Annotated in this window: 14 protein-coding genes and 2 pseudogenes; 12 read left to right on the plus strand and 4 right to left on the minus strand. The window is 56.8% G+C overall.

The features are described from left to right. Positions 1 to 155 precede the first annotated feature (155 nt). The 12 genes and pseudogenes from OYW20_RS26230 to OYW20_RS11945 all read left to right on the plus strand — a co-directional run. Positions 156 to 2,566, plus strand: a pseudogene (locus OYW20_RS26230) (type VI secretion system Vgr family protein); the annotation flags it as partial. Between the two features lie 729 nt (positions 2,567 to 3,295). Further along, positions 3,296 to 4,720 (plus strand): annotated as a pseudogene (locus OYW20_RS26235) (HET-C-related protein); the annotation flags it as partial. After that, positions 4,660 to 5,493 (plus strand): DUF7738 domain-containing protein, encoded by an 834-nt coding sequence (locus OYW20_RS11900; protein WP_268800868.1) that lies wholly within the window; start codon positions 4,660 to 4,662, stop codon positions 5,491 to 5,493. The pseudogene OYW20_RS26235 and the gene OYW20_RS11900, both read left to right, overlap by 61 nt. 242 nt (positions 5,494 to 5,735) lie before the next feature. After that, positions 5,736 to 6,539: a DUF7738 domain-containing protein gene (locus OYW20_RS11905; RefSeq protein WP_268800869.1), complete on the plus strand. Its 804-nt coding sequence runs from the start codon at positions 5,736 to 5,738 to the stop codon at positions 6,537 to 6,539. A gap of 72 nt (positions 6,540 to 6,611) precedes the next feature. Then, positions 6,612 to 6,782 carry a hypothetical protein gene (locus tag OYW20_RS11910; RefSeq protein ID WP_268800870.1) on the plus strand — a complete coding sequence of 57 codons (171 nt, stop codon included), beginning with the start codon at positions 6,612 to 6,614 and terminating at the stop codon, positions 6,780 to 6,782. Between the two features lie 87 nt (positions 6,783 to 6,869). Continuing rightward, on the plus strand, positions 6,870 to 7,067 hold the full coding sequence (locus OYW20_RS11915) for a hypothetical protein (RefSeq protein ID WP_268800871.1): 198 nt from the start codon (positions 6,870 to 6,872) through the stop codon (positions 7,065 to 7,067). Next, positions 7,004 to 7,912 (plus strand): DUF7738 domain-containing protein, encoded by a 909-nt coding sequence (locus tag OYW20_RS11920; RefSeq protein WP_268800872.1) that lies wholly within the window; start codon positions 7,004 to 7,006, stop codon positions 7,910 to 7,912. The genes OYW20_RS11915 and OYW20_RS11920 overlap by 64 nt, the downstream gene beginning before the upstream one ends. Before the next feature lie 41 nt (positions 7,913 to 7,953). After that, positions 7,954 to 8,688: a DUF7738 domain-containing protein gene (locus OYW20_RS11925; protein WP_268800873.1), complete on the plus strand. Its 735-nt coding sequence runs from the start codon at positions 7,954 to 7,956 to the stop codon at positions 8,686 to 8,688. Positions 8,689 to 8,920: 232 nt separating this feature from the next. Next, positions 8,921 to 9,175 carry a PAAR domain-containing protein gene (locus tag OYW20_RS11930; RefSeq protein WP_268800874.1) on the plus strand — a complete coding sequence of 85 codons (255 nt, stop codon included), beginning with the start codon at positions 8,921 to 8,923 and terminating at the stop codon, positions 9,173 to 9,175. A gap of 9 nt (positions 9,176 to 9,184) precedes the next feature. Beyond that, entirely contained in the window at positions 9,185 to 10,321 is a 1,137-nt protein-coding gene (locus OYW20_RS11935; protein WP_268800875.1) for a hypothetical protein, read from the plus strand. Between the two features lie 26 nt (positions 10,322 to 10,347). Continuing rightward, positions 10,348 to 11,415 (plus strand): alpha/beta fold hydrolase, encoded by a 1,068-nt coding sequence (locus tag OYW20_RS11940; RefSeq protein ID WP_268800877.1) that lies wholly within the window; start codon positions 10,348 to 10,350, stop codon positions 11,413 to 11,415. Between the two features lie 111 nt (positions 11,416 to 11,526). Next, positions 11,527 to 12,249: a GNAT family N-acetyltransferase gene (locus OYW20_RS11945; RefSeq protein WP_268800878.1), complete on the plus strand. Its 723-nt coding sequence runs from the start codon at positions 11,527 to 11,529 to the stop codon at positions 12,247 to 12,249. A gap of 13 nt (positions 12,250 to 12,262) precedes the next feature. Here OYW20_RS11945 and OYW20_RS11950 read toward each other — a convergent pair whose 3' ends face one another. From OYW20_RS11950 to xylA, 4 genes are all read right to left on the minus strand, one after another. Beyond that, on the minus strand, positions 12,263 to 13,399 hold the full coding sequence (locus tag OYW20_RS11950; RefSeq protein WP_268800879.1) for a sugar ABC transporter permease: 1,137 nt from the start codon (positions 13,397 to 13,399) through the stop codon (positions 12,263 to 12,265). Continuing rightward, on the minus strand, positions 13,400 to 14,986 hold the full coding sequence (gene xylG / locus OYW20_RS11955) for a D-xylose ABC transporter ATP-binding protein (RefSeq protein ID WP_268800880.1): 1,587 nt from the start codon (positions 14,984 to 14,986) through the stop codon (positions 13,400 to 13,402). It abuts the gene before it with no gap. Positions 14,987 to 15,159: 173 nt separating this feature from the next. Continuing rightward, positions 15,160 to 16,164: a D-xylose ABC transporter substrate-binding protein gene (gene xylF / locus OYW20_RS11960; protein WP_268800881.1), complete on the minus strand. Its 1,005-nt coding sequence runs from the start codon at positions 16,162 to 16,164 to the stop codon at positions 15,160 to 15,162. Between the two features lie 229 nt (positions 16,165 to 16,393). After that, positions 16,394 to 17,710 (minus strand): xylose isomerase, encoded by a 1,317-nt coding sequence (gene xylA / locus OYW20_RS11965; RefSeq protein ID WP_268800882.1) that lies wholly within the window; start codon positions 17,708 to 17,710, stop codon positions 16,394 to 16,396. Positions 17,711 to 17,809: the final 99 nt, after the last annotated feature.

A 17,809-nucleotide genomic window follows, 5' to 3' on the forward strand; every position in this document is an offset into this window, starting at 1 on the left:
TTGTTTGCCAGTGTCGTTCAGATGCTTTGCACATAACGCAATCGCGCTATCAAGACCGCCCGCACCACGTCTTTTTAGTGAAGTCGTTGCCTCGGCACAGATTTCTTTTGCCCGACAGGAACGTCAAGCCGATAACCCGAAAGGACGCACGCTTTATGAACTCGCTTTTCCACACCCGGCTGACCCAGACCGGGCGGCTGTTGCAGCTCGACACGCCCTTGGGCGCAGATGCGGTGCTTGCCTTGCGTGCGCATTCGGTCGAGCGGCTGGGCCGTATCCCGCGTGTTGTCGTGGATGTCGTCGTTCAGGATCTTGAGCACGACCCCGAAGCGCTGATCGGTGAAGCAGTGTGCCTGCGTGTTTTGCAGGATGACGGCGGTTTTGCCCTACGCCATGGCTGGGTCGAGCAGGTGCGTTATCTGGGCAGCGATGCCGGGCTGGACGACTGGCAACTGGTGTTCGCGCCCTGGTTTCACTGGCTGGAACACCGCACCGATTGCCGCATCTGGCAGGACGTCGATTTGCCGGCGATCTTTCACGACGTCTTCGCCGGCTATGAATGGGCACAGGGGCATTACCGGTTCGAGTTTCGACGCGAGTATCGCGCCCTGTCCTACGTCACCCAGTTCAACGAAACGGACGCGTGTTTCATTCAGCGCTGGTGCGAGCAAGAGGGGATTTTCTGGTACGTCGAACATCAGCTTGACCAGCACTGCATCGTGTTTACCGACAGCGTCGACACGTTGGAGCAACTGAACCCGCTGCGCCTGCGCTTTCATACCCAGTCGGCAACCGAAACCCAGGACAGCATCACTCACTGGAACACCGGCGTGCAGGTCCACAGCGGGCGTTTGCATTGGCGCAGCAATGACTATCGCGCCCATGCGCAGCGCAACGAAAGCTTCATGCGCGCACTCGCAGATCCAGCCGCGCCGCAGCAACTGGAGCAGTACCGTTATCAGGGCCAATACGCCTGGGAAAACGTTGACCGTGGCGACTGGCTGGCGCGTGTGCGCATCGAACAACTGGAGTCCCAGGCGCGGCGCATCCAGGGGCAAGGCGGCGTCAGGCAACTGTGTGCCGGTCGCTGGTTCGAGTTGACGCAGCATCCACGTCACGACCAATGCCTGGAGCGTGATCGGCAGTTTCTGCTGATTGCGGTGGAGTTCTTCGCCGAGAGCAACCTGCCCATTCCCCAAGGCCGACGCGATGCCCCCGACAGCCTCGCGGCGCTCATGACATCCGCTCGTGCCGGCTGAATAGCAGCGCTGTCGATCAGAAAAGTCAGCAAACTGCTCACGGTTTTTACCTGAACCGTTTCGAGGCCCAGCCGTACGGCGTGCCTTACCGCAGCGCGCCGGAACACCACAAGCCGCACATGCCCGGCCCGCAGACGGCGGTGGTGGTCACGCCGCCCGATCACGAAGTGTTCACCGATGCGTTGAACCGCGTGTGCGTGCGTTTTCATTGGGATCGCCGCACCCCAGAGGGGCAACTGGGTTCGTGCTGGATACGCATGCTGCAAAACAGCAGCGGGCCCGATTGGGGCAGCGTGCAGGTGCCTCGGGGTGGCGAGGAAGTGGTGGTGACATTTCTCGACAACGACATTGATCGGCCGCTGATCCTTGGACAGGTCTACGGTGGCGACAAACCCGCCTGGCACAGCAGCGGCCAGATGAGCGGCTACAAAAGCAAAGAGCTTAAAGGCCGTGGCTTCAATCAGTGGGTCATGGATGACACGCCGCAACAGGTGCGCACCCAACTGCACAGCAGCCACGCCCACACGCAACTGAACATGGGTTATCTGATCGATCAGCAGGGCAACCAGCGCGGCGGGCTTCGCGGCAGCGGTTTTGAACTGCGCAGCGACGCGTTCGGGGCGATTCGTGCGCAGCAGGGTTTGCACGTCAGCACCTGGAAACGCAGCAAAGCCCAAGGCGGGCAGATGGACGCCGAAGAAGCGCGCCAGCAACTCGAAGACAGCGAGTGTCGGTTGCAAACGTTGTCGGACGATGCTGCGGGGCACAACGCCGACGCTTTAACCAGCGCCCTCGACAGCCTGCAGACACTCAAGCGCGACACCGACAGCCCGTTGCGCCACGGCGAAGGCAGCAGCGCAGGCCATGGTCAGTCAGCCGGGTTTGAACAGCCGCTGATAATGTTTTCGGCGCCCAATGACATCGCCAGCACCACCGCGCGAAACACTCACCTGTACAGCGCGCTGCAAACCACGCTGGCCAGCGGCGAAAACCTCACCCTCGCCAGTGGCAAATCCCTGCTCGCCAGCGTCGCCGAAGGCATCAGCCTGTTCGCCAAAAACGCGGGCGCCAAGCTGTTCGCCGCCAAGGGCAAAGTGGCGATTCAGGCGCAGAGCGATGACATCGAGCTGACGGCGCAAAACGACGTCCTCATTACCTCCACCGGCCAGCGCATTCAGCTCTCCGCCCAGGACGGCATCCTGCTCACCAGCGGCGGGGCGTACATCGAAATCAAGGACGGCAACATCAGCATCCACGCACCCGGCGAGGTGGATGTAAAAGGCGTGATCCGCAAATTCAGCGGGCCCGGCGGGATGAAACACATGGACGCCACGCCACAATTTGCGCTGTTGCCGCAGACTGTGCCGGTCATCCTTCAAGCGTCCAGCATGGAATCCACCTTCGCCCTGGAGCAGATCACCGAACTGGCAACTCGCAGTACCGCAGCGGAATTCGTCCTGATGCTGGCGCCGATCTTCGGGTTCGACATCCCGGCGCACACCTACATCAAACTGTACGACGGGCTGCGGGCAGGCAGCATTGCCAACCCGGAGCATCGGGTGATGTCCGCTGGCGCGTACCCGGCTGACTACGACAACCAGGAGCGTGTGATTCGCGTGCATGAAGCCGCTCTCATCAACGCCTCCAGCCATCGCGATGGCGCTACGCAATTTCTGGCCGTGTTGCTGCATGAGTTCGGGCACCACCTCGACAACCTGTTGCGTACCGAACTGGCCGATAAAAACCCCGACGGCACCTCGACCCTGGCCGCAGATGCACCTGAGGAAGAAGGCGCGAAATTCGCCTATCAAATCGCATTACTGGATTTCGAAAACAGCGCCTACACCCGCTTCGCCACGTTCACCACGGCCAGGCACCCGGAAACGGCGCTGTACGTGGCCTACCCCGAAGCCCAGGCGGCGATCAAGGAAACGCAGGGTCTTGATGCACAGCGAATGGAAACCGGGAGTGGGCAGCGCGAGGGATTTGGTGCGGGGCGGGGTGAACATCATGATCGGAGCCCGCATGGGTCGTTTGGGCATGAGTCGATTGAGGATGCGTTAGGTGAAGTTGGGTTTGCTGAGGCTACTGATCGACAGGCCGTTTACTACGGGAATTGGCTGCGAGACTACTCACAAATACTGGACCCAAAAATCATTCGTGCCGCGGACATGCCCAAGAACTTGCCAGCGATACTATCCCGTTCCGCACTGACGAAGATGGTGGACGTGCTGGCAGCTAGAAAATTCCCCGAACTTCGTAAGAGCAGCCCCGACGAGTACCAAGTCACCCCTCACAACCTCGGGGTCTACCGTCCAAGCGAGCACATAGACAACCCGAAAAACTTCAACCCGCAGCCCGCCGATCCGAAAACCCGAGACCCGGAATTTGAACCCTGGGTCTTGCCCGATGATCCTCTGCTGCAAATCGATTTTGTCAGTTCCATGGCGCGCTACCTGCATCGCTCCAGAGACAGCATGGTGATGGACATCAAGCGGGCAGTGATGTGCAAGCGAACGCCGTCGGGGATGCGTTTGTTCGGTGCCGCACTACATGGACTGGAGGACTTCTTTGCGCACTCCAATTACGTCGAGCTGAGCCTTATCAAGTTGGGCTACACCAGCGTGTTGCCCTGGACCTCACCTGCTGCATGCAAGTGGAAACTGCCGCTGGTGACCGGCATGTTCAGTTCCACTGATGTGATCGCAAGCCTCGCTGAGCCCTTGGCAATGGCACTGTTCCCTGTCGATCCCTGGACCTTCGTCGCCAGTGAGCCGGGCATACGATCAGACAGTGAGAAGATGCTGCTGATATTACTGGGGGAGCATCACGACGAGCGTCTGCTGCACGCCCTCGAAAATTACCTCGCGCTGCGTGATAAATGGGCAAGTACGCCAGGTCATCAACACATAGAACGCATGGGATGGATGGCAGCGGTGCCCATGCGTCTTATCTCTAACAGTTACAACACTGTTTTCCAGTCGTTGCTGCAATTGCTGGGCAACAGCGTTGACGACGCCCAAACATTGCTCGACGAAGACCCAAATCGGAGCGGCTCAACTGATCCGACGCACTCGCAATTAGCTAAAGATCACGACACGCACCCATTTCATACTCTGGCAGTGAAGCTTGCTAAGGAGGCTGTTCGGGTGGTGGGGCAAGCCATGAACAACAAATGGCGCGGCGGTGAAACCGAAGATCCAGCTCAGGTAATAGAGCGCTTTTTCACCCATCCCCAAGACAGCACTTGGCAGGACCCACTGGTTATGGAATGGGCGCGCGAACACCGCGAAGAAGTCAAGCGCGGTGCGTCTCTGACCGAGTTGCATCATATTCACGAACAGCATGGAAAAGCTGCGCTGGCGCGGGTCAAGAAAATGGGTGAACAGGGAGAGGAAGCATGGAATTACATACAGCAACATTACGAAGTATTGACTGGCGAAAAAAGTCAGGCGCGGTAATGAGGAGTTCCATTGTTTTTTCATGCCTTGTTTTCATATTCGCAATGGTTTCGAAAACTGCCGAGGCGGATGGTTTGCTGGGTGACATCACTTGGGAAAACACCAAGGCGGAGCTCAGTCGCATAAATGACTGGTCATTGGGGATTCGCCGCATTCCGAAGGGAGCAAAGCCTGAGATCATCGTGAGTGACGGAGAAATTAAATATAATGGGGAAGTTTTAAAGATTGGCCATTCCTTGCAAGACTGGAAGCGAGTATTGGGTTCAAACACGAGACCCGCATTTCATGGTAGGGTTTTGATATGGGATGATATAGGGATCAAAGTCGCACTTTATCCTAGCGATGAAACAAAGGTACGCACCTTGATTGTTGATTTTAGCTGCAAAGAACGAATGCATGGTTCTGACTGTGCCAGAGATGGGGGGCGTGGACATGATTATGATCCTAAAAACTATTTTACCGGGTATCTGGAAGTAGACGGTGGTGCCATCGATAACGAGTCTACTGTAGATGATGTTAATAACTTAATAACTGGTAGAGGTCGATATGGTCGAGGTTGTGGGACCGAATTGTGCTTAGGATATGCTGTGGATGACGGTCGTTTTTTGAGTTTCGTTGATGTAGATAGTCGAAGATTTAAAAGTGTAATTTATAATGTGTCATTTACTGGAGGTAATCGAGGTCTTTATGAGCCTCCGGTTGAAGTTTCAGAAAATACATCTTCCCCGGCTCATCTCGAAGATCATCCTAGCGCGCCTCAGGTGCAGCCGTGATACGCGCTGGCTTGGTTTTAATATTTGCAGCGATTGCTCTCTGCGCCAAAGCGTCCAGTTCGATTGATATAATTACTGGGAAAATACCAAGGCGGAGCTCAGTCGCTTAAATGATTAGTCAGTGGTGATTCGCCGCATTCCGAAGGGAGCAAAGCCAGAGATTATCGTTAACGATGGAGAAATTACGTTCAATGGCCATGAGGTGCCGTGTTGTATATTCGTATCTAACTCTAATCCTGTTGATGACTGCTCTTCCTGTCGAGGCCGGCAGTTCATTTGGTGAAACAACTTGGGAAAGAAGCAGGCAAAAACTAAGCCAGTTAAATGATTGGTCGCTGGGCATTCGTCGCATCTCGAAGGGAGCGGCTCCAGAGATAATAGTGAATGGTGGAGAAATAGTAATTAATGGAAAGGTCGTAAGGTTTGGTGATGACATTTCTACCTGGAAAGAGGCACTAGGCGGTCATCCTCGGGAAATGTCTAGTCAAGACCTATTTATCTGGGATGAGCTAGGTTTAAAAGTAGGGCTTCGATGGGACGGGAGTGGCGAAGTCTTATTTTTTAAAGTTTTCTTTAGTTGCAGAAAATACCAGGATCCGGATATCTGCAAAGGCTCTGCTAGCCACAGTGTTGAAAATAGGCCAAAACAGTATTTCCCCGGCTATCTTGAATTTGAAGGAGGTCCGATCGATAGCAAGTCGACTGTAGTTGAGGCTAATCGATTAATACGCGGTAGCGCCAACTTTGGTAGAGGCTGTGGACCAGGTTTTTGCTCAATCGTTCGTAGCGGGCCCGGCTATATATTGAGTGGGGCTGATACGGACGGTAATAATATCGAGAGTACTATTTATGGCGTCTCTTTTGAGGGTGATGTTTTTAAAGCTAGCCGTGAGCTAAAAATAAAAACCTCTACGCCGTCTCAGGAGCGTAAGTCTGTAGAGTTTGATGAAATTGCGAAGAATACTCTGAAGCAAACAGCGATCAACTTCATTGATTGGGCATCCGTTTTGCTAGGTTTGCCAGCGAAAAAACAGACGCAGCCATGAAAAAATCAAAATCTCGGCACGCTTGATATTCATACCCAGTGCCAGTCGTTATTGCAATTGCGGGGCAACAGCGTGGACGACTCCCAAACATTGCTGGAAGAAGACCCGAACCGGAGCGGGTCAGCTGACCCGACGCATTTTCAATTGACCAAGGATCAGGACGCGCATCCATTTCACACTCTGGCAGTGAAACTGGCTAAAGAAGCTGTTCGCGTGGTGGGGCAAGCTATGAACAACAAATGACGCGGCGCTGAAACCGCAGATCCAGCTCTAGTAATAGAGCGCTTTTTCACCCATCCCCAAGACAGCACTTGGCAGGACCCACTAGTTATGGAATGGGCGCGCGAACACCGAGAAGAAGTCAAACGCGGTACGTCTCTGACCGAGTTGCATCATATTCAAGAACAGCATGGAAAAGTTGCGCTGGCACGGGTCAAGAAAATGGGTGAACAGGGAGAAGGGACATGGAATTACATACAACAAAATTACGAAACATTAACTGGCGAAAAAAGTCAGGCGCGGTTATGAGGCGCGCTATTGTTTTTTTATGCTTCGTTTTCATATCAGCAATAGTTTCACAAACCGCCAGCGCGAATGGTTTGCTGGGTGACATCACTTGGGAAAAAACCAAGCAGGAACTTAAGCGGTTCGATGACTGGTCACTGGGTATCCGCCGCATTCCGAAGGGAGCAAAGCCAGAGATTATCGTTAATGATGGAGAAATTACGTTCAATGGTGAAGTGTTAAGGTTCGGGGATGATATTAACGTCTGGAAAAAAACAATTGGTGGTATTCCTAGGGAGATGCCGAGCCACAGGCTTTATATTTGGGATGAGGTAGGGATCAAGGTGGGAGTTGGATGGGGCGGGAGCACAAAAGTTGTATTTATTAATGTAATTTTTCACTGCAAGGAGCGAGGCAGTTCACCTGTCTGTCCAGAAAATGGCGGCCCTGGAAATGAAAATGAACCTAAAAATTTCTTTGTCGGCTATCTCGAGTATGAAGGAGGCCCAATTGACAGCATGTCTACAGTGCTGGAGGCTAATCGGCTGATCGAGGGGGGCGCAAACTTCGGCAGAGGCTGCGGGCTTGGTTTATGCTCAGTGTCGCATGGTCCTCATCGAAATATTTTAAGCGGAGCTGATACGGATGGAAGGAGCTTGGAAAGTACCATTTATGGAATTTCTTTTGACGATTTTGGCGTTAAGGCGGAGAAGAAGCCTAGAGATAAAATACCTCCATGCGTAGAGCGAGATACCGCCCTTGGTTTTGATGGGCTCACAAAAAAAACTGCCGAACAAGCAGTTGGCGTTGTTAGCAACTGGATTTCAAATTTTTTATGTTTGCCCGATACTCGTCAGGCCCAACCATGAGGTGCGCTCATAGATGGGTTTTCACGGTTTTAATGTTAATAATGATCTCAATCCCTGCCGCGGCCGACAGTTTGTTCGACGGCATCACTCGGGAAAAAATCAAGCAGGAACTTAAGCGTTTCGAGGATTGGTCGCAGGGTATCCGCCGCATTCCAAAGGGTGCGAAGCCGGAGATTATTGTTAACGATGGAAAGATCACGTTTAATGGGAAGATTCTGAAGATAGGCGATGATATTGAATCATGGAAAAAAGTCATTGGAGGGAATCCAAGGGCTATGCTGGATCGACGTATATATGTATGGGATGACCTAGGCTTTAAAGTGGGAATAGGCTGGACCAATACTAAAGTGATTTTTATTAAGATTATCTTCCGATGCAAGGAACGCGGCGCGGTAAAGGTCTGTCCTGAAAATGGAGGGCTTGGCAATACAAACGAACCCCAAAATTTCTTCACTGGTTATGTTGAGTACGAGGGCGGCCCGATTGATAGTCAATCAACTGTCCTTGAAGCCAATCGTTTGATAAGGGGGCGGGCACAATATGGCGGGGGGTGCGGAACTGGGTTGTGTTCAAGTGTCTGGGGTAAATATGGTTATCTCGTAAGTGATCCGGATATAGACAGTAGAGGCTATGAAAGCATTTTTTACGGAGTGTCTTTCGAGGGGGATAGTCATGCCGAGTTTTACCCAGTTAAAGCCGGTGCTGCGGATGCAGTTCCGCCTGAGGATGTGTTCAAATTCAATTACGTTGAGAGGGATAGTACAAAGAAAAATTAAAAACCTAGCAACTGGGTGTTCGGCCTTAGCATTATCTCCGAAGAAAACTTGCCATTAGTTGATGTCAGGTCTTCCGGTCGTAGCCAAGAAGTTCAGGCTGTGCCATGACAGACCTGCGCCTTGGCCCGAGCAACATCCACATGAAAAAATTAAATCTAACTTCACTGCCCACATGCCGACCTTCATATCGGATCTGCTTTTTCCCTCAAAACCCATCAAATTGGACCTGTTCATGCGCTCAATCATCCTACTCGGCGACCCAACTTCAGCAGGCGGGCAAGTCGTGCAAGGCTCCAGCTGCACGTTTATAGAGAACCTCGCAGTCGCTCGTGTCGGAGACGCTGTTGTGTGCATTCATGGTCCGTGTGTCATTGCTTCCGGCGATCCCACAACACTGGACGAAGACAGGCCCGTCGCTCGGGCGGGCGATCTGACGGCGTGTGGTTCAGTACTTATCGCGACTCACTTCGCCAGTGTCATTTTTTAGGAATTGGGTATGCCCTACCGTTATGAAACTCCCCGCCGATCCATCTACGACAGGCTCAGTGAGCGCCGTATTGCGGCCGAGATGTTGGCAGCTGCGAGTGCGCCCAGAAGCGAGTTTGTCGTCGGGCACGCGGAAATCATCGACGCCTGGGTCTGGTTGCCGTCCGGCTTTTATCGCAACGTCCTGTCCTGGAAGGCCTTGGCGGCCCACGCTGCGCCCATGCAACAAAGCGCTCAGCTCAAGGGTGCGGAAGGGCAGCGGCGCAGATTTTGCCGAATCGCCACGGCACCCGGAGAAGTGGCTGATTTTACTGCGTTGGGTCGCGCCACTCAGTTGCTCAAGGCGTTCGTGAACGGGCAGGGCTTCACGGCACGCAGCCAGTGGTCGCAGACCCAAGTGGTGCTGTTCGCGCCTGCCGATGTGGACCCTGATACCTGGCGCGAAGCGGTCATGGCTGAATGGCCGGGGGATGCAGCGGCGCAGAGTTACGAGGTCGCGTCGGGCACGATAGATAACTGGTTTCGAGACCGACTGGCAGACGCTTGCGGCGCCGAATATCTGGTGTGCCTGAGTGTAGACAGTGCGGTGACATCGGCCGGGGCTCTGGCCAGCGATGCTGAAGAGGTGTTGGGCGAATGCGTGGCCGCTTTGAGTCTGCGACGGGTTTGCAAAAGTGCGCAGCCCGCCAATCGTGCGGCTGACGCAAGGCCCGTACAACCAGACCTTGCCCCGGCAGAAGAGGGTGAACCCGTCTGCCGGCTTTACCTCGCGCCAACGATTGACCACCCACCGCGCAGCAGACAGCCGCGAAAACACACGGGCGACCTGGAACGGCTGATTCAGCAGCTGTGCGAGCAGTCAGAGACGCAGTTGGAACAGTGCGCAGGCATGGTCTCGGACGGTTTGTTTATAGGCAATCGGCTGACGCAACTGATCGCGCTGTCACGGACTACCTTTCAGGCGTGGGAGTTACTTGAGCACGTCGTGAGTACGTCGGCCCTTGCTGGGCGGGTCGGGCATTCAGGGACGGTGCTGTCGCAGATTTGCCTTGCGCACCTGCTTGCGGTAAACAGCCAGCCAGATGCAATCCTGGTGCTGGATCGGTACGCGGACGACAGATCGTCGGCGTGGCTCGTGAAACGCTGATTAACCCGACCCTTTGGAGTGGGCTCATGCCTGAATACATTAACCAGCATCGTCGTCGCTTTCTGGCCACCGCAACCATCGCCGTGGCCGCACTGGAACTCGGGATGACCGGTGAAGCGAGCGCGAAAGTCGCCAGCACAGCGTCCACAGAGACCCCAACCATCAAGCCGGGCAGCCACACCACCCTGGGTGACATCAAGCAGATCGATGCCGGGCTACTCAACATCGGTTACGCCGAGATGGGGCCAGCGCAGGGCACGGCGGTTGTGCTGTTGCACGGCTGGCCGTATGACATACACAGCTTCGTCGATGTAGCGCCGATGTTGGCCGCCAAAGGCTATCGGGTCATCGTGCCGCACATGCGGGGGCACGGTTCGACGCGATTCCTGTCTGACGCCACTGTGCGAAATGGCCAACAGGCCGCCGTCGCCCAGGACATCGTTGCGCTGATGGATGCGCTGAATATCGACAAGGCGATTCTCGGCGGCTTTGACTGGGGCGCGCGCACGGCCAACATCATCGCCGCACTCTGGCCTGAACGCTGCAAAGCCATGGTCTCGGTCAATGGCTACCTGATCAGCAACCCTGAACGCAGCAAAATGCCGTTGTCGCCACTGGCCGAGCAAGCAGGCTGGTATCAGTTTTATCTTGCGACCGAGCGCGGTCAGGCGGGGCTCGACGCCAATCGCCGCGAACTTGCGAACCTGATCTGGAAGGCTCATTCGCCAAAATGGAGCTTCGGCAAAGCCACCTTTGACCGCACGGCAGACTCATTCGAAAACCCTGACTACGTGGCCATCGTGACTCACACCTATCGCTGGCGTTTGAGCCTGGCGCCGGGCGAGGCGCAGTACGATGAGATTGAGCAGCGGCTAGCCTCGACACCGGTGATCACAGTGCCCACGATCACGCTGGACGGCGATGCGGACGGCATAAGCCCGGCCACCGATGGCCGTGTTCACGCCAACATGTTCAGCGGCAAACGGGTTCATCGGATCATCGCAGGCGTCGGCCATGACCTGCCGCAGGAAGCCCCGCAGGATTTTGTCGACGCCGTGGTGGATGTCGATGGATACGCGACAGGCGCGAGCTGATATGGGGGCTCGCAGCCGACGATCGGACGGCCATTTAGCCAAGCGTTATGTTCACAGCGCATCGGGCCAGCTTTTAGCCCGATTGCGACTTTTTATGGAGTGCGACACACGATGTACAGCATCACCCGTTTTGAGGCGACACCCCCCGAATCGATCAACAGCCAGATCATGCAGCTGGTGGTGGATTACGTGACCGACATCAGCATGGTTGCCATCGCACCGAGTAACCCGCTGTACAAGCTTTATCAATACGGCATCGGCTACGAGGTCCACCTGTATCTGGACGCGATGAGTGGCGACAAGGGTGTTCCAGTAGAACTGATGGTCGCGTTCGACGAGCAAAACCCGGAGCAGGTCATCGGCTTCGTGTTGTATCTGCCCGTCACCGACGACCCGCAGGCTTGCACCATCGCCTACATGGGCGTGCTGGCCACGCACCGACGCCAAGGCGTTGCACGCACGATGCTGGCGCAGATCACTGCCCGTTACCCGCACGCGGAACTGGCCTGTTTTGTGTCCAGGGTGCCAACCTTCGAAGCACTGGGCTTCCAGGTGCTTGGCGCGCGCGGGCCGCAGGTGTTGATGAATACACGTGATCACGGGACGGAAGGCGCTTTGGCGGTGCTTGACGTTGCGTCCATTTACAACTCGCTGGAGGTGCGTCAGATCCACACCTACCTGCTCGGCCAGCACGGCAAAAAAGCCATGCTCGACGCCGAGAAACAACGCGACCGACAACTGGACCAGATGACCCGCCACGCCAAAACGTTTGTCGAGCAACGGCTCGGCGGTCACGCGATCCCCTACATTGGTAAAGGCCCGCGCCTGATCTGAGCGGTAAGCCGCCTTAACGGCGGCCGCTGCGTGTGCTTACGTCCACCCAGACCGCGAGCACCAGAATGCTGCCCTTGACGATCATCTGCCAGTAACTGTCCACATCGAGCATCGACATGCCGTTGTCCAGGCTGCTGATGACCAGCGCGCCGAGCAACGCGCCATACACCGTGCCGGAGCCGCCGCGCATCGAGGTGCCGCCGATGAAGCACGCGGCAATTGCATCGAGTTCGCCCATGTTGCCGGCCGAAGGCGAGCCGGCTGCCAGGCGGGCGGTGTTGACCAGACCGGCCAGCGCGCACATCACGCCCATGATCCCGAAAATCCACAGCTTGACCGCCTGCACGTTGATGCCTGACAGGCGTGTGGCCTCCATGTTGCTGCCCACCGAATAGATACGCCGGCCGAACACCGTCTGGCTGGTGACATAACTGAACACGCCCAGCAGGACGAGCAGCAACAACACCGGCACCGGAATGCCATCGTAGCTATTGAGCGTGTAGACGAAGCCCGCCAGCACCCCGGCGATCACCGCCACCCGCACTCCGTCACGACCCCAGGAGTGCGCAGCCAGGCCATGCAATGCCCGATTGCGGCGCTGGCGCCACGTCAGGATCAAGGTCAGTACAAACAGCGACAGTCCGAGAATTATGCCCACCAGCGGGGGTAAATATCCCTGACCGACGTAGACCAGTCCCGGTGACACCGGCGCAATGGTCGTGCCCCCGGTAATGCCCAGCAACACGCCCCTGAACGCCAACATGCCGCCCAGACCGACGATGAATGACGGGATGCGCAGGTAGGCGGTCATGTAGCCGTTGCTTAGCCCGATCAGCAAGCCGCACAGGGCGACGATGGCCAGATTCAGCGGCAGTGGCACGTGATAGACCACGTCGAGAATCGCGGCGACACCGCCGAGCAGGCCGAGCATCGAGCCCACCGACAGATCGATTTCGCCGCTGATGATCACCAGCACCATGCCGCAGGCGAGAATCCCGGTGATCGACATCTGTCGCAACAGGTTCGACAGGTTGCGCGGCGTCAGGAAACCACCCTCGGTCTGCCAGCTGAAAAACAGCCAGATCAGCACCACGGCAATCAGCAGGGCGAGCATTTTGTAACGCGTGAACAGCTGTTTGAGAGAGTTCATTCAGGCGGATTTCCGACCGTTATTGTTGTTGTCGTCAGGACTTTTTGCAGCGGCGACATGCGCGTCGGGCGCAGTCAGCGCGGCCGCCAGAACCTGCTCCTGGGTCAATCCTTCGTTGGGGAAATTCCCGCGCAACTGGCCTTCGCCGATCACCAGCACACGATCAGAAACGCCCAGCACCTCGGCAAGCTCCGACGACACCATGATGATCGACACGCCCTCGGCCGCCAGCGCGCCCATGAGTTTGTAGATCTCGTACTTGGCGCCCACGTCCACGCCGCGGGTGGGCTCGTCGAGGATCAGCACGCGCGGTTTGGTCAGCAGCATTTTTGCCAGCACGGCCTTCTGCTGATTACCGCCGGACAGGCTGGTGATCGGCAAAAATGACGTGGCGGTTTTCAGGTGCATGCGGGCGATTTGTTGTTCGACGCTGCCCAGCTCCGCTTCGGCATCGATCCGCGTCAGCCGCGAGAAACTGTCCAGCACCGCAAGCGTGATGTTCTGCCCCACGCCCAGGTCCGGGACGATGCCCTGGCGCTTGCGGTCCTCGGGGACCATGCACACGCCGGCGCGAATCGACTTCAAGGGCGTCCGGGTGTCGATCTGCTTGCCGTCCAGCCAGACCTCACCCTGATAGCGACCGGGGTAAGAGCCAAACAACGCCGACACCAACTCCGTGCGACCGGCGCCCACCAGCCCGGCAATGCCCAGGATCTCGCCCCGGCGCAGCGTGAAGGAGATATCGTCCACGCGCTTGCGGCCAGGGTTGTCCACGTCATAGCAGGTGATGTGCCGCGCCTCGAACAGCACCTCGCCGATGGTGTGCGGTTCAGTGGGGTAGAGGTTGCTCATCTCGCGGCCGACCATTTGCGTGATGATGCGCGCCACGTCCATTTCGGCCATGGCGGTGGTCGCGATGTGTTTGCCGTCACGAATCACCGAAATGGTGTCGCAGACCGCCGCCACTTCATCCAGCTTGTGGGAAATGTAAACGCACGCTACGCCCTTGGCTTTCAACCCGTGGATGATGTCCAGCAGCACGTCGATTTCCGAGCGGGTGAGGGCAGAAGAGGGTTCATCCAGGATCAGCAGACGTGCCTGTTTGTTCAGCGCTTTGGCGATCTCCACCAATTGCTGATACCCGCCGCCGTATTGCGAAACCGGCAGCGCGACGTTCATGTCCGGGACTTTCAATTCGCGCATCAGCGCTTCGGCGCGGTGGATCATCGCCGGGTAGTTCATCCGCCCACCGGGCAATGTCAGCTCATGGCCCATGAAAATGTTTTCAGCAACCGACAGGTCAGGCACCAGCGTCAGCTCCTGATGAATGATCACAATCCCGGCGGCTTCGGTTTCAGCAATCGAGTAGGCCTTCAAGGGCTGGCCGTCCCAGAGAATCTCGCCTTCCCAGGTGCCGTAGGGATAAACGGCGGATAGCACTTTCATCAGGGTCGATTTGCCGGCGCCGTTTTCGCCGCACAGGCCGACGCACTCTCCTGGCCTGACCTTGATGTCGATACCGTTGAGCGCGCGGACACCGTCGAAGGTTTTGACGATGCCGCGCATTTCCAGCAAATAGTCGGACATGACGAGGTACTCACACGGCGATAGGTAGACGGTGTTGAACACAGCTCGCCGGTATCTGTGGAAGGGAGCTTGCTCGCGAAGAGGCCGGTACATCCACAAGAGCCTATGTGGCTGAAACAAAGCATTCGCGATGCAAGCTCCCTCCCGCCGAGCGTGGCGGCTAGCTGGGACTGTTACTGCCCGTCGATCTGTGCCTGGGTGTAGAACCCGTCTTCCACCAGCAGTTTGACGTTGTCTTTGGTCAGCGGCGTTGGCTTGAGCAAGATGGTCTGGACCTTTTTGCTGCCGTTGTCGTACTCGGAGTTGTAGGCAGGTTTTTCGTCGCGCACCAATTGCACCGACAGCTTGGCCGCCTCCGACGCGATCAGTTTCAGCGGCTTGTAAACGGTCATGGTCTGAGTGCCGGCAATCACGCGTTTGATGGCCGCCAGATCAGCGTCCTGACCCGATACCGGTACTTTGCCTGCCAGCTTCTGTGCGTTGAGCGCCTGAATGGCGCCGCCAGCCGTGGCGTCGTTGGAGGCGACGATGCCATCGATCTTGTTGCTGTTGGCGGTCAGGGCGTTTTCGATGATGCTCAGGGCCTCGGTGGGGTTCCATTCCTTGACCCACTGCTGGCCGACAATCTTGATGTCGCCCTTGTCGATGGCCGGTTGCAGCACTTTCATCTGGCCTTCACGCAGGATCTTTGCGTTGTTGTCGGTGGGGGCGCCGCCCAGCAGGAAGTAGTTGCCTTTAGGTTGGGCCTTGAGCACGCCTTCGGCCTGCATCTCGCCGACTTTCTCGTTATCGAACGAGATGTAGGCGTCGATATCGGCGTTGAGAATCAAGCGGTCGTAGGACACCACTTTTACCTTGGCCTTCTTGGCTTCAGCGATGACGTTATTGAGTACGGTGGCGTTGAACGGCACGATCACGATCACATCGACGCCGCGGGATATCAGGTTTTCGATTTGGGAAATCTGCCGCTGCTCGTTGGCATCGGCTGACTGCACGTAGACTTTGGCGCCCAGTTTCTCGGCAGCCGCCGTGAAGTAGTCGCGGTCTCGCGCCCAGCGCTCAAGGCGCAGGTCGTCGATGGAGAAACCAATCTTGGGGTTTTTCGCGTCGGCCATGGCAGCCGGGCTGCAGAGCACGGCCAGCACACTGGCGAGGAGGGCGGTTTGCAGGAGTTTCATAGTAGCTGTGTCCTTTTATTGTTGTTTGGAGGCACATCAATACCGTGAGCGGGTTGCGGGTAGAACTGTAGGTAATCCTCAGCGTGCACGGCGCAGGGAATTGTCGTGAGAATGTAACCGGCGTGATGACGGCGACCTGATCTGTAGGAGCGCGCTTGCCCGCGATAGGCTTTGGCAACTACGCCGGATGTAACGACGCCTTCGCGAACAAGTTCGCTTCTACAGAGAGTCAGGGGTAGATAAAGCGGTTGACCACGCCTTCGAGCATCTCCTGACGGCCGCTCACCGGTTGCGGGTTCAACTGCTGCTTGAACGCGTGCTCGGCCAGTGACTCCAGGGTGTAATCGCCGGCCAGTACTTCCCGTCCCAGTGGCTGGTCCCATCCGGCATAGCGTTGGGTCTTGAACTGCGCCAGTACATCGTTCTCCACCATTGCCGCTGCGCGCTCCAGGGCCAGGGCCAGGACGTCCATGCCCGCCACGTGGCCGTAGAACAGGTCGACTTCATCCAGGCTCTGGCGACGCACTTTGGAGTCAAAGTTGAATCCGCCCTGTTTGAAGCCGCCCGCCTTGAGGATTTCGTAGGTGGCCAGCGTCATCTCTTCGACGCTGTTGGGGAATTGATCGGTGTCCCAGCCGTTTTGCGGGTCGCCCCGGTTGGCGTCGATGCTGCCAAAAATCCCCAGCGAGGCCGCTGTGGCAATCTCGTGATGAAAGCTATGGCCGGCGAGGGTTGCGTGGTTGGCCTCGATATTGACCTTGATCTCTTTCTCAAGCCCGAACTCATGCAGAAAGCCGAACACCGTGGCGCTGTCGTAATCGTACTGGTGCTTGGTCGGCTCCTGCGGTTTTGGTTCGATCAACAGATCGCCACTGAAACCGATCTTGTATTTGTGCTCGACCACCATCCGCATGAATCGCCCGAGTTGCTCGCGCTCGCGCTCGAGGTCGGTATTGAGCAGCGTCTCATAGCCTTCGCGGCCGCCCCACAGCACGTAGTTGGCACCCTTGAGCCGGTGCGTTGCGTTCATGGCACTGAATACTTGTGCGGCGGCGTAGGCAAACACTTCCGGGTTGGGATTACTGGCGGCCCCTGCTGCAAAGCGCGGGTTGCTGAAGCAGTTTGCGGTGCCCCAGAGCAGCTTGATGCCGGTCTGCTCCTGATGGCTTTCCAGCACATCGACCATCTGCGCGAAGTTGTCGCGGTACTCCGAAAGGTTCACGCCTTCCGGAGCCACGTCTGTGTCGTGAAAGCTGTAGTAGTCGATGCCCAGCTTGGAGAAGAACTCGAACGCCGCTCCGGCCTTGTGCTGCGCAAGTTCCATCGCGCTACCGGGTTGCTGCCAGGGGCGTTTGAATGTGCCGACGCCGAACATGTCACTGCCTGGCCAGACGAAGGTGTGCCAGTAGCAGGCGGCCATCCGCAGGTGTTCGCGCATGGGTTTGCCGAGGATGATCTTGTTGGCCTGGTAGTGCCGGAAAGCCAGGGGGGAGTCGCTGTCGCGGCCCTCGTACTGGATGGGCTCGACAGTCGGGAAGTAGAGCATTGCGGATTCCTTATTGTTGTTGGCGAGGACAATGACCTGCTTTCGATAGTAGCAACGCGCCCGCGCCGGCCGAGTGCGAAAATCACCAGAGCGCAGTGC

The sequence above is a fragment of the Pseudomonas sp. BSw22131 genome, from assembly GCF_026810445.1.
Lineage (GTDB): Bacteria > Pseudomonadota > Gammaproteobacteria > Pseudomonadales > Pseudomonadaceae > Aquipseudomonas > Aquipseudomonas huanghezhanensis.

What these genes read in the sequence shown, in the direction of transcription:
- OYW20_RS11900 (WP_268800868.1), top strand. Translation starts at nt 4,660, where the DNA reads ATGGAATTACATACAGCAACATTACGAAGTATTGACTGGCGAAAAAAG.
- OYW20_RS11905 (WP_268800869.1), top strand. Translation starts at nt 5,736, where the DNA reads ATGACTGCTCTTCCTGTCGAGGCCGGCAGTTCATTTGGTGAAACAACT.
- OYW20_RS11915 (WP_268800871.1), top strand. Translation starts at nt 6,870, where the DNA reads ATGGAATGGGCGCGCGAACACCGAGAAGAAGTCAAACGCGGTACGTCT.
- OYW20_RS11920 (WP_268800872.1), top strand. Translation starts at nt 7,004, where the DNA reads ATGGAATTACATACAACAAAATTACGAAACATTAACTGGCGAAAAAAG.
- OYW20_RS11925 (WP_268800873.1), top strand. Translation starts at nt 7,954, where the DNA reads ATGATCTCAATCCCTGCCGCGGCCGACAGTTTGTTCGACGGCATCACT.
- OYW20_RS11930 (WP_268800874.1), top strand. Translation starts at nt 8,921, where the DNA reads ATGCGCTCAATCATCCTACTCGGCGACCCAACTTCAGCAGGCGGGCAA.
- OYW20_RS11935 (WP_268800875.1), top strand. Translation starts at nt 9,185, where the DNA reads ATGCCCTACCGTTATGAAACTCCCCGCCGATCCATCTACGACAGGCTC.
- OYW20_RS11940 (WP_268800877.1), top strand. Translation starts at nt 10,348, where the DNA reads ATGCCTGAATACATTAACCAGCATCGTCGTCGCTTTCTGGCCACCGCA.
- OYW20_RS11945 (WP_268800878.1), top strand. Translation starts at nt 11,527, where the DNA reads ATGTACAGCATCACCCGTTTTGAGGCGACACCCCCCGAATCGATCAAC.
- OYW20_RS11950 (WP_268800879.1), bottom strand. Translation starts at nt 13,399, where the DNA reads ATGAACTCTCTCAAACAGCTGTTCACGCGTTACAAAATGCTCGCCCTG.
- xylG (WP_268800880.1), bottom strand. Translation starts at nt 14,986, where the DNA reads ATGTCCGACTATTTGCTGGAAATGCGCGGCATCGTCAAAACCTTCGAC.
- xylF (WP_268800881.1), bottom strand. Translation starts at nt 16,164, where the DNA reads ATGAAACTCCTGCAAACCGCCCTCCTCGCCAGTGTGCTGGCCGTGCTC.
- xylA (WP_268800882.1), bottom strand. Translation starts at nt 17,710, where the DNA reads ATGCTCTACTTCCCGACTGTCGAGCCCATCCAGTACGAGGGCCGCGAC.